Annotated in this window: 8 protein-coding genes; 6 read left to right on the top strand and 2 right to left on the bottom strand. The window is 68.0% G+C overall.

Features of this window, described 5'->3' with window-relative positions:
• Positions 1-134: 134 nt before the first annotated feature.
• Together O1Q03_RS11990 and O1Q03_RS11985 are read right to left on the bottom strand one after the other, a co-directional pair.
• Complete coding sequence (locus O1Q03_RS11990) at positions 135-455, bottom strand: high-potential iron-sulfur protein (RefSeq protein WP_269503659.1); 321 nt, start codon at positions 453-455, stop codon at positions 135-137.
• A 117-nt stretch (positions 456-572) separates the two neighbouring features.
• The gene (locus tag O1Q03_RS11985) at positions 573-2,066 is read right to left on the bottom strand and encodes an aldehyde dehydrogenase family protein (protein ID WP_269503658.1); all 1,494 of its coding nucleotides are present in this window, start codon (positions 2,064-2,066) and stop codon (positions 573-575) included.
• A gap of 447 nt (positions 2,067-2,513) precedes the next feature.
• Here O1Q03_RS11985 and peaA point away from each other — a divergent pair, with 447 nt between their 5' ends.
• The 6 genes from peaA (at position 2,514) to O1Q03_RS11955 (ending at position 11,603) form a co-directional block, all read left to right on the top strand.
• Positions 2,514-4,121 (top strand): quinohemoprotein amine dehydrogenase subunit alpha, encoded by a 1,608-nt coding sequence (peaA, locus tag O1Q03_RS11980; RefSeq protein ID WP_269503657.1) that lies wholly within the window; start codon positions 2,514-2,516, stop codon positions 4,119-4,121.
• Positions 4,122-4,192: 71 nt separating this feature from the next.
• The gene (gene peaB / locus O1Q03_RS11975; RefSeq protein WP_269503655.1) at positions 4,193-5,623 is read left to right on the top strand and encodes a quinohemoprotein amine dehydrogenase maturation protein; all 1,431 of its coding nucleotides are present in this window, start codon (positions 4,193-4,195) and stop codon (positions 5,621-5,623) included.
• Between the two features lies 1 nt (position 5,624).
• The gene (gene qhpC / locus O1Q03_RS11970; RefSeq protein WP_269503653.1) at positions 5,625-5,948 is read left to right on the top strand and encodes a quinohemoprotein amine dehydrogenase subunit gamma; all 324 of its coding nucleotides are present in this window, start codon (positions 5,625-5,627) and stop codon (positions 5,946-5,948) included.
• A 28-nt stretch (positions 5,949-5,976) separates the two neighbouring features.
• Complete coding sequence (gene peaD / locus O1Q03_RS11965) at positions 5,977-7,095, top strand: quinohemoprotein amine dehydrogenase subunit beta (protein WP_269503652.1); 1,119 nt, start codon at positions 5,977-5,979, stop codon at positions 7,093-7,095.
• Between the two features lie 46 nt (positions 7,096-7,141).
• A complete protein-coding gene (locus O1Q03_RS11960) occupies positions 7,142-8,860 on the top strand; it encodes an AMP-binding protein (RefSeq protein ID WP_269503651.1) in 1,719 nt (572 codons plus the stop codon).
• Positions 8,861-9,371: 511 nt separating this feature from the next.
• Positions 9,372-11,603, top strand: coding sequence for a TonB-dependent siderophore receptor (locus O1Q03_RS11955; protein WP_269503648.1), 2,232 nt, complete (start codon positions 9,372-9,374; stop codon positions 11,601-11,603).
• Positions 11,604-11,656 lie beyond the last annotated feature (53 nt).

The following is an 11,656-nucleotide window of genomic DNA, read 5'->3' as shown; positions in this document are numbered from 1 at the left end:
GGTCAAAAACCTAAGACCCAGGCGGGGCGCGGCGGTGCGGGCGACTCGCGCTCGCGGGAGGGCCGTCGTCGGCGAACGTGACGGGGCGGCGTGCATCGCGCGCAGGCGGTGCGGATTTCGCGGGGTGGCGGCGCTCAGGCCCGAGGGTTGTACGCGTTGCACCAGCCGCCGTTCGCGACCCGTTTCCCGGCGAACAGCGGGCACGGTGCGCTCGGATCGGCGGCCTTGCCCTGGTACAGGCTGCAGCGGCCGCAGTCCTGGCCCGGCGCATAGCGCGCGAACGCGGCGCGGTCCACGTGCGCGGCGTCGCTGCGATAGCCGAGCGCTTTTGCGGCCGGATCGGTTTCATCGAGCAGCGCCGGCGCGGCGCACGCAGCGCGCGGCAGCGCGGCGGCCGACAGCAGGCCGGCGGCGGCGATCATGAAGGCACGGCGGGAAGCGGGGCGGTGCGGCATCGGGTGCCTCGTTGTCGTTATAGGTGGAGAGCAGCGCAGAAGACTGCGAACCGGGGCAACACGCGCGCCGCGCGACCTCGCCGCGCGGCGCAAGCCTGACTCATGTCGGCGACGCGATCACACGTTCATCAGCACCGACTTCAACTCCGTGTAATGCTCGATCGCGGCCGCGCCCATCTCGCGGCCGAAGCCCGACATCCGGTAGCCGCCGAACGGCAGCGCGGGGTCGAGCGCGCTGTGGCAGTTGACCCACACCGAGCCGGAGCGGATCTTCGGGATCATCCGGTGCGCGGCCGACAGATTGTTGGTCCAGATGCTCGCGCCGAGCCCGTAGCGCGTGTCGTTCGCGAGACGGATCGCGTCGTCGATCGTGTCGAAGGGCATCGCGACCAGCACCGGGCCGAAGATTTCCTCCTGCACGAGCGGGCCTTTCTGGTCGACGTCGACGAGCACGGTCGGCTTCACGAAGTAGCCGGGGCCGTACGCTTCGCCGCCGCACGCGAGCTGCGCGCCGAGTTCGCGGCCGCGCTCGATGTAACCCGCCACGCGCTTTTGCTGCTTCGCCGAGATCAGCGGGCCCATGTCGACCGACGGATCGAGCGCATTGCCGAGCTTCATGTTGCTCGCGATGCCCGCGATGTCGCCCACCACGCGATCGAAGTGCTTGCGCTGCACGTACAGGCGCGAACCTGCGCAGCACACCTGGCCGTGATTGAAGAAGATCGCGGTGGCCGCACCGGCGGCCGCGACGGCCGGGTCCGCATCGTCGCACACGATCGTCGGCGACTTGCCGCCGAGTTCGAGCGTCACGCGCGTCATCGATTCCATCGCGGCCTTGCCGATCAGCTTGCCGACTTCGGTCGAGCCGGTGAAGGTCAGCTTGTCGACGTCGGGGTGGTGCGCGAGCGCCGCGCCCGCGTCGACGCCGGTGCCGGTGACGACGTTGAACACGCCGGCCGGATAGCCGGCTTCCTGCACGAGTTCCGCGAGCCGCAGCGCGGTGAGCGGCGTTTCGTCGGCGGGTTTCAGCACCATCGTGCAGCCCGTTGCGAGCGCGGGGCCGAGCTTCCAGCACGCGAGCAGCAGCGGGAAGTTCCACGCGACGATCGCGCCGACCACGCCGACCGCCTCGCGCCGGATGAAGCCGTGGAACTGGCTGTCGGGCATCAGCGGCATCGATACGTCGACGGTGGCGCCTTCGATCTTGGTCGCCCAGCCGGCCATGTAGCGCAGGAAATCGATCGCGAGCTGCACGTCCATCACGCGCGCGATCTGCGCGCTCTTGCCGTTGTTCACGCACTCGAGTTCGGAGAGTTGCTGCGCGTCGCGCTCGAGCAGATCCGCGAGACGCCACAGCAGGTTCTGCCGTTCGCGCGGCCGCATGCGGCTCCACGCGGAATCGTCGAACGCGTGGCGTGCCGCGCGCACCGCGTGATCGACGTCGGCCGCGCCGGATGCCGGCACGCGACACAGTTCTTCGCCGGTCGCGGGGTTGTGGACGGCCAGGGTCGCGCCGCTCTCGGCGCTGCGCCACGTATCGCCGATCAGCATCGACGGCGTGCGTGCGATGAACGACTGGGTTTGCGGAAGTAACGACAACGTTGCCTGCATGAAAGCTCCTCGCTCATCGGGGTTCGGGTGCCGATGCAAAAAGCAGCTTCCGTACCAATGGCCGCAATGCGGTCTGCACGCGGGCCGCGCGCGCCATGCGGCGCGGGGCGCGCGGTGCGAGCGTCGATGATGCCGCGCCAGATCGGCGGTGCGCGGCGTGCGCGGTGCGGCGTCTCAATTTGAGAATTCGCATGCAACGTGAGACGCGACATGCGGCACGCGCGCGGCCGGCCGACGTGACGCAGCGGCCGCGAAGGCGCGCGAATGCCGATTTGGCGCGTCGGTTTGAATCGGGATTTTCCCGAGCGTTCGGCGACAAAAGCGCGTGTTTTCCTTGTGGCAAATCCGGATCGGGCGATTGGCACGGCCTGTGCTTGAAGAGCATGAGACAAGCGCCGCAGCGCTGCATGCCGGACGATTCGAGACCCCACGTAAAGGAGCAGAGCCTTGTTCAAGACTTTCATTCGACGCAGCCGGCCGCCCCGCGCGGCCGCGGCCGTCGTGGCCGCCGGTGCGTTCGCGCTGGCCTCGGGCGCCGTGCCGGCGCAGGCCCAGGCACCGCGCGATGCGCACGCGATCCTGAGCCAGACATGCGCGGCCTGTCACGCGGCCGAGTCGAAGGATTCGTGGAGCCGCATCAGCCATCAGCGCAAGACGCCGGAAGGCTGGCTGATGACGATCGCGCGGATGCAGACGATGCACGGCCTCACGATCAGCGACGACGAGCGCCGCATCCTCGTGAAGTACCTGTCCGACACGCAGGGCCTCGCGCCGTCGGAGACGAAGGATTTCCGCTATGCGCCCGAGCGTCGACTGAACACGCAGGAGACCGTCAACAACGAGGAGTTCAAGCAGATGTGCGCGCGCTGCCACTCGGCCGCGCGTCCGCTGCTGCAGCGCCGCCCGGTCGCCGAATGGGACAGGCTCGTGAACTTCCACCTCGGGCAGTGGCCGTCGATCGAGTATTCGGCGATGGGCCGCGACCGCGACTGGTTCAAGGTCGCGCTGACCGAGATGGCGCCGATGCTCGCGAAGGACTATCCGTACGACAGCAAGGCATGGACCGACTGGAAGCGGCATCATGCGCCCGCGACCGCGCTCGCCGGCACGTGGAGCTTCGGCGGCCACATGCCGGGCAAGGGCGACGCGTACGGCACGATGACCGTGAAGGGCGGCGCGGGCGACCGCTTCGACGTCGAGCTGAAGGGCCGCTTCGCGGACGGCAGCCCGCTCGCGGGCACCGGCACCGCAGTGCTCTATACGGGCTACGAGTGGCGCGCGAGCGTGAAGGTCGGCGACACGACGATGCGCCAGGTGCTGATGGCGAGCGACGGCACGCTGCGCGGCCGCATGTTCGACGATGCGCACGACGAGCGCGGCCTCGACTTCAACGCGGCGAAGCTCGGCAAGGTCCAGATCGTCGCGGTGCAGCCGGCCTATGTGAAGGCCGGCGGCGAGACCGACGTGACGATCGTCGGCGCGAACCTGCAGGGCACGCCCGCGTTCGGCGCAGGCGTGACCGTCGCAGCGGTGCTCGAGCGCACGCCGGGATATGTGCGCGTGCGCGTGAAAGCTGCCGACGGCAGCGCGGCCGGCCCGCGCAGCGTGAGCGTCGGCGCGGCGCACGCGGACGGCTTCGCGGTCTATCGCGAGATCCACGACGTGAAGGTCGAGCCTGACTTCGCGGTCGCGCGCATCGGCGGCAACGGCGGGTCGACGCCGAAGGTGGAAGGGCGTTTCGATGCGGTGGCATGGGGCGTCGACGGTGCGGGCAAGCCGTTCCGTATCGGCGTCGTGCCCGCGCAATGGTCGGTCGCGCCGTTCGACGACCAGTCGAAGAACGATCGCGACACGCAGTTCGCCGGCGCGATGCAGGTGTCGACGGGCATCTTCACGCCGGGCAACGCGGGCCCGAACCCCGCGCGCCGGATGGGCACCAACAACACGGGCAACCTGAACGTCGTCGCCACGGTGACGGACGGCTCGCGCATGGTGACGGGCACCGGGCACATGATCGTCGCGGTGCAGCGCTGGAACAATCCGCCGCTGCCCTGACCGGTCCGCATGCCTCTGCGCCGGGCCGCCGTGCGGCCCGGTCCGAATCCGAAGAATCCAAGGAGAATCCGATGAGCGCCCTGCTGAACGTGGTCGAACGTAACGTGCACGAAGTGCGCGTCGACGACGAGCGCCTGATGTTCCATGTGCCGAGCAGTTCGCTGTTCGCGGCCGATCGCGTGACGGCCGACATCATCGACGCACTGCGTGCGAGCAGCTGCACGGCCGACGAATTGTTCGCGCGGCTGGCCGGCCGCTCGCCGCACGGTGAACTCGCCGAGACGCTCGGCGAGCTGATGGCCCTCGAGGTCGTCAGCGACGGCTCGCCGCTCACGCCCGAGATCGCGGTGAAGCGCGTCGAGCGCACCGCGATCGATACGGTCGTGCTGAACGTGAACACCGGCTGCAACCTGAGTTGTACCTACTGCTACAAGGAAGACCTCGACACGCCGTCCGCCGGGCGGCGGATGGACATCGACACCGCGAAGGCGTCGGTCGAGATGCTGCTGAAGGAGTCGCCCGACCTGCCGCGCTACACGGTCGTGTTCTTCGGCGGCGAACCGCTCAGCAACCGCAAGCTGATCGAGTGCATGGTCGAGTACTGCGAGCTGCGCTTCGGCGCGCTCGGCAAGCAGGTCGAGTTCGTGATGACGACCAACGCGACGCTGCTGACCGAGGACATCATCGACTGGCTCGACGCGCATCGCTTCGGGCTGTCGATCAGCATCGACGGGCCGCGCCAGATCCACGACCTGAACCGCCGCACGGTCGGCGGCGCGGGCACCTACGACGTCGTGCGCCGCAAGGTCGAGATGCTGCTCGAGCGCTACCGCAGCCGCCCGGTCGGCGCGCGCGTGACGCTCACGAGCGGCGTGACCGACATCGAAGGGATCTGGGATCACCTGTTCAACGAGCTCGGCTTCGCGGAAGTCGGCTTCGCGCCGGTCACGTCGGGCCAGCTCGACACGTTCAACCTGCAGCCGGCCGAACTCGCGCAGGTGTTCGCGAACATGAAGGCGCTCGGCAGGCGCTACCTGGCCGCCGCGCTCGAGAACCGCAACATCGGCTTCTCGAACCTGCATCAGCTGATCACCGACCTGCACGAAGGGCACAAGAAGTCGCTGCCGTGCGGCGCGGGGCTCAAGATGCTCGCGGTCGATCACAAGGGCGACCTGAACCTGTGCCACCGCTTCACGGGCTCGACGCTGCCGACTTTCGGGAACGTGCACGAAGGCGTCGCGCAGGCACAGCTCAACGACTTCCTGTCGCAACGCCTCGATCGCAGCGGCACCGGCTGCGAAACCTGCCGCATCCGCAACCTGTGCTCGGGCGGTTGCTATCACGAGAGCTACGCGCGCTACGGCGACCCCGCGCATCCGACCTACCACTACTGCGAGCTGATGCGCGACTGGATCGATTTCGGTATCGAGGTCTACAGCCGGATCATCGCCGGCAACCCGGCGTTCATCGACAACCACATCACTCCGCGCAAGGCGAACTGACATGAAACATCTGAAGCCGCTCAACAACAAGGCGAGAAAGCTCGAGGAGGCCGTGCAGCAGGATCGCCTCGAGGAAGTCGTGGCGATGACGTCCGTCGCGGGCTGCACGTCGACGACCGATCCCGGCTGGGAAACGGACGTGTTCGGCGGGGTCGCGTCGCTGTGCCAGCCGATGGAAGCCGACCTGTACGGCTGCTCCGATCCGTGCTGGTGGCCCGCGCAGGTGCCCGACATGATGAGCACCTATCCCGACTGGAACAAGCATGCGATCGATTCCGGCGCGGACTGGCGCCAGCTCGGCAGCGTGTTCCCCAAAGACAAGTGATCCACCCGGCACCGATCAAGGATTCCCCATGCGATTCACGACACCCCTGAGCCGCGCGCTCCTCGCCGCCGCGCTCGCATCGGCCGCGTCGCTGTCGGCCGCGGCCGATGCGCCGCTGCAGGCCGGGCGCGAGTACCTCGCCGTCACGAACTATCCGAACAACCTGACGGTGATCGACACGGGCACCGACAGCATCGCGAAGACCTGCACGCTGCCCGACGCGTTCGGCCCCGGCACGATCCAGATCAGCCCGGACCGCACGCGCGCCTATGTGCTGAACAATCACTACGGCGACCTGTACGGCATCGACCTCGATTCGTGCAAGACCGTGTTCCACGCGGATCTCGCGGAAGCCGGCAACGAGCGTGCGCGCGCGATGTTCTCGATCGGGCTGAGCCCGGACGGCAAGGAGATCTACAGCGTCGTCAATCCGACGAAGCTGAACCGTGACAGCTATGAAGTGGCGTCGCCGCGCCTGCAGGTGTACCGCACCGACGGCGGGCTCGACGCGAAGCCGGTGCGCACGTTCGCGGCGCCGCGCCAGACGACGATGTTGCAGGCGGCCGACGACGGGTCGCTGTTCATCGTCGGCGCGGACATCTACCGGATGAACGTGCAGACGGGCAAGTACGACGTCGCGGTGCCGCTGCGCAACTGGAAACAGCCGCTGCACGGCCAGCCGGACGTGCTGTACGTGTGGCCGCAACAGCGTCCGCAGCATACGTTCAACCTGCTCTACACGGCCGACCGCTTCAAGGACGAGAAGAAGGATCCGGCCTCCGCGCAGACGATGTACGGCTACATCGACATCGACCTGAAGACGGGCAACGCGACGGTCAAGGATTTCGCGCCGGTCACCGAGGTGTATTTCACGGGCGGGGTGTCGCCGAAGGATCCGAACGCGATGTACGGCGTGCTGAACCGGCTCGCGAAGTACGACGTGAAGAACGAGAAGCTGGTGGAAGCCGCGCCGCTCGATCATTCGTACTACTGCCTGTCGTTCAACCGCGACGGCAGCAAGCTGTACCTCGCGGGCACCTTCAACACCGTCGCGGTGTACGACGCCGACACGCTGAAGAAGCTGAAGGACATTCGCGTGCCGGGCGGCGACATGGCGATCACGACCGCGCAGATCTTTACACGATGACGCGCGCGCCGGCCCGTGGGCCGGCGCCGCCGACCAGGAGACACACATGACCACCGCCATCGCAACCGGCGTGCCGTGCGACGGCCTGTCGATCGTGCGCGGCCGCACCGACGTGCCGCTGTCGGACGCGCCCGTCGCCGCGCTGCTGCGCGACACCGCCGCGCGCTTTCCGGCGCGGCCGGCCGTCGTGTTCCGCGAGCAGGGCATTCGCTGGGACTGGCGCACGTTCGCGCACGAGATCGACGTACTCGCGGCCGGCCTTGCCGCGCTCGGCATCGAAAAGGGCGACCGCGTCGGCATCTGGTCGCCGAATCGCGTCGAATGGCTGCTCGCGCAGTTCGCGACCGCGCGCGTCGGCGCGATCCTCGTCAACATCAATCCGGCCTACCGGCTCGCGGAACTCGACTACGCGCTGAACAAGGTCGGCTGCCGCGCGCTGATCGCGGCCGAGCAGTTCAAGTCGTCGAAGTACCTGGAGATGCTGCAGGCGCTGGCGCCCGAACTCGCGCATTGCGCGCCGGGTGACCTGCATGCGGCGCGGCTGCCCGCGCTGCGCATCGTGATCCGGATGGGCGACGGCCATACGCCGGGCATGCTGCGCTATCCGGACGTCGTCGCGCGCGGCCGCGACGTGCTCGACGTCGCGGCGCTCGATGCGATCGGCGCGACGCTTGCTGCGACCGACCCGATCAACATCCAGTTCACGAGCGGCACGACCGGCAGCCCGAAGGGCGCGACGCTCACGCATCGCAACGTCGTCAACAATGCGCGGTTCATCGCGATGGCGATGCGTTTCACCGAACAGGATGCGCTCTGCATTCCGGTGCCGCTGTATCACTGCTTCGGGATGGTGCTGGCCGTGCTCGCATGTGTGTCGACCGGAGCCGCGATGGTGTTCCCCGGCGAGGCGTTCGACCCGGTCGCCACGCTCGCGGCGGTGGCCGACGAACGCTGCACCGCGCTGCACGGCGTGCCGACGATGTTCATCGCGGAGCTCGATCATCCGGAGTTCGCGAAATTCGATCTGTCGACGTTGCGCACCGGGATCATGGCCGGCTCGCCGTGCCCGATCGAGACGATGAAGCGCGTGGTGTCGCAGATGCATCTGTCGGAAATCACGATCGCGTACGGGATGACGGAGACGAGCCCCGTGTCGTTCCAGAGTTCGACCGACGATCCGCTCGAGAAACGCACGACGACGGTCGGGCGCGTGCAGCCGCATCTGGAAGTGAAGATCGTCGACCCGAACGGCGAGATCGTGCCGGTCGGTGAGACGGGCGAGCTGTGCACGAAGGGTTATTCGGTGATGCTCGGCTACTGGGACGACGATGCGAAAACGCGCGAAACGATCGTCGACGGCTGGATGCACACGGGCGATCTCGCGACGCTCGATACGGACGGCTACTGCAACATCGTCGGCCGGCTGAAGGACATGGTGATCCGCGGCGGCGAGAACATCTATCCGCGCGAGATCGAGGAATTCCTGTTCCGGCATCCGAAGATCCAGAGCGTGCAGGTGTTCGGCGTGCCCGACGCGAAGTACGGCGAGGAGCTGTGCGCGTGGATCGTGCTGCGCGCCGACGAGCAGATGACCGAGGACGACGTGCGCGCATTTTGCGACGGCCAGATCGCGCACTACAAGATCCCGAAGTACGTATGTTTCGTCGACGAATTGCCGATGACGGTGACCGGCAAGGTGCAGAAGTTCGTGATGCGCCAGCAGATGATCGACACATGGGGGCTGAAAGCCGCCGATACCGCGTAGTTGTCGAGCGGCGGCGGCCGCCAGGCCGTCCACCGCCCACCGCCCACCGCCCACCGCGTCTGCCCGCGCACCCGCCGGGCGGTTTTCCCCGCCGCCGCGCGCGCCGCGGGGTAAAATGCGCGCCACGCCGCGATGCCGCGCGCGCCGGGCCTGCCGCCATTCCGACGAACGGCGCACCGCCGCGCCGTGCGCCCGCACCGGGGCGTTCGAAGCGTCCCCCGCAACACAAGGTCGCGCGATGCAACCGGCGCGCCCGACAGGCACCCGACGAACGAATCGGCGGCCGCGTCGGTGCCCGGCGCGTCATCCGGATCCGATGTCCCATCCTGCGGTTTCCCGATCGATCGGCACGCATGCGGCCGCGTCGCCCGATTCGTCTGATGAATGTCGTGTCCGCGCGCGTGCCCGCAGAGATTTGCCGGGCCCGTCGCGGATTCGTGCGCGGGTTCGCGCTTCGCAGCTTCGTAACGTGTTTCGACAGGGTCGAGTGGCGAGTTTTCCATCCAGAACAATGACGGTAAATAGAACAACAGCGTCGCCCGCACGGCGGCGGCGCGCGAAGGTCGGGCTTGGCGTCGGCTTCGGCATCACGCTTTTCGCGGCGCAGGGCGCCGCAGCACAGGGAGACGCGCCCGCGCCGGACAGCGATGCGTCCGGCAGCGCGACGCTGCCGGCGATCACGGTCAGCGGCGAGCGCGGCAGCACGTTTCGCGCGCGCGAAGCATCGGTCGCGGGGCTCGACGGCGCGCCGCTGCGCGACACGCCGGCGTCGGTGAACGTCATCACGCGCGCGGTGATCGACGATCAGCAGGCCAAGCGTCTGAGCGACGTGGTGCGCAACGATGCATCGGTCGTCAACGACTATGCGCCGGTCGGCTACTACGAAGGCTTCGCGATCCGCGGCTTCCCGGTCGATCTCGCGAGCGCGATCCGGATCGACGGGCTGACGGTATCCGGCGAACAGAACGTGCCGCTCGAGAACAAGGAGCGCGTCGAGATCCTGAAGGGGCTGGCCGGCATCGACAGCGGCGTGGTCGCGCCGGGCGGCGTGATCAACTTCGTGACGAAGCGCTCCGCGAACGTCGCGAGCGTGACGGGCGGCGTCGACAGCCGCGGCTCGACGTCGGCGGCCGTCGATCTCGGCCGCCGCTTCGGCCCGGACAATCAGTTCGGTTTCCGGATCAATGCGGCGAAGGAGAACATGCACTCCTATATCGACGGTACGAACGGCCGGCGCACGTTCGGCTCGATCGCCGCCGACTGGGACATCAGCCCGCGCGCGAGCCTGCAGCTCAATGCCGAGTTCCAGCAGTGGATCCAGCGGTCCGCGCCCGGCTACCAGCTGCTCGGCGGCACGGTCGTGCCGTCGGTGAAGACGACGTCGAAGGCGCTCGGCACGCAGCCGTGGGCGAAACCGGTGACGACCGATGCGCTGAACCTGAACGCGCGTTTCGACTACCAGTTCAACGACGACTGGAAAGCGTACATCGCTGCCGGCCGCAGCCGCACGATGATCGACGACAACAGTGCGTTCGCGTATGGCTGTTCGTATGCGGCAAGCTGCGCGGCCGGCGCGACGTCGCCGTTCTTCTTCGGCGCGAACGGCGACTACGACGTGTACGACTTCCGCAGCCCCGGCGAATACCGGCGCAACGACGATCTGCGCGCCGTGACGACCGGCAAGTTCGCGACGGGCCCGCTGCGCCACGAGCTGACGCTCGGCGTGAGCGTGCAGCGCCGCGTCGTGCATATGGCGACTGCCGTGTACGACTACGTCGGCAGCGAGAACATCTACGGGCCCGACGTTGCGTTTGCACCGTCGCCGAACACGCCCGGGCCGTCGTATCCGCAGCTCGACTCGTGGCAGTACGGCGTGTTCGGGCTCGACCGCATCAGCCTCGGCGAACACTGGCAGGTGCTTGCGGGCGGCAAGGAAGTGCTGCTGCGTCAGCGCAGCTGGAGCAGCCTCGACGGCGACGCGACGCATACCGACCGTTCGGTGTTCCTGCCGCAGGTCGCGCTCGTCTACAAGCCGGTGAGCGTACTGTCGTTGTATGCGTCGTACAGCAAGGCGCTGTCGCTCGGCGATCAGGCGCCGGTGCGCGCGACCAACGCGTATGCGTTCCTGCCGCCGGTCGAATCGCACCAGATCGAGGTCGGCGCGAAATACGACTGGCTCGACCGTCTGAGCCTCACGGCCGCCGTGTTCTCGATCAGCAAGCCGTTCCAGTTCGCCGATCCTGACGCATCGGGCACGTCCTACACGTTCGTGCAGCGCGGCACGCAGCGGCATCAAGGGATCGAACTCGGCGCGGCCGGGCGCGTGACCGAGCGGCTGGGCCTGACGGCCAGCGTCGCGGCGATTCGTGCGCGCGCCGTCGATTCGGGTTCGCCTGCCTACGAAGGGCACCAGATCATCAACGTGCCCGCGCTGCGCGCGTCGCTGTACGCGGACTACGCGGTGCCGGGCGTCGCGGGCCTGAACGTGGTCGGCGGCGTGGAATACAGCGCCGCGCGCAACGCGAACGAGGAAGGCACCGCGCGCGTGCCGTCGTGGTTCGTGTTCAATCTCGGCGCGCGCTATACGACGAAGATCGGCGGCCATCGCACGGTGTTGCGCGTGTCGGTGGACAATCTGTTCAACAAGTTCTATTGGCGCGATGCAGGCGAGCAGCAGGGCGATGCGTACCTGTTCGCCGGTGCGCCGCGCACCGCCCGTGTATCGTTGACCTATGATTTCTGATCGATCGGATCCCGCGGCGTGACGCGCGGCCCCGGCGGCCCACCAGGAGAGCC

The organism is Burkholderia sp. IMCC1007, assembly GCF_027257875.1.
GTDB lineage: Bacteria > Pseudomonadota > Gammaproteobacteria > Burkholderiales > Burkholderiaceae > Burkholderia.
Note: the sequence above shows the minus strand (reverse complement) of the source record. Positions and strands in the feature narration are given on the sequence as shown.

Coding starts and splice junctions, on each gene's coding strand:
- O1Q03_RS11990 (WP_269503659.1), bottom strand. CDS start 455: ATGCCGCACCGCCCCGCTTCCCGCCGTGCCTTCATGATCGCCGCCGCC.
- O1Q03_RS11985 (WP_269503658.1), bottom strand. CDS start 2,066: ATGCAGGCAACGTTGTCGTTACTTCCGCAAACCCAGTCGTTCATCGCA.
- peaB (WP_269503655.1), top strand. CDS start 4,193: ATGAGCGCCCTGCTGAACGTGGTCGAACGTAACGTGCACGAAGTGCGC.
- qhpC (WP_269503653.1), top strand. CDS start 5,625: ATGAAACATCTGAAGCCGCTCAACAACAAGGCGAGAAAGCTCGAGGAG.
- peaD (WP_269503652.1), top strand. CDS start 5,977: ATGCGATTCACGACACCCCTGAGCCGCGCGCTCCTCGCCGCCGCGCTC.
- O1Q03_RS11960 (WP_269503651.1), top strand. CDS start 7,142: ATGACCACCGCCATCGCAACCGGCGTGCCGTGCGACGGCCTGTCGATC.
- O1Q03_RS11955 (WP_269503648.1), top strand. CDS start 9,372: ATGACGGTAAATAGAACAACAGCGTCGCCCGCACGGCGGCGGCGCGCG.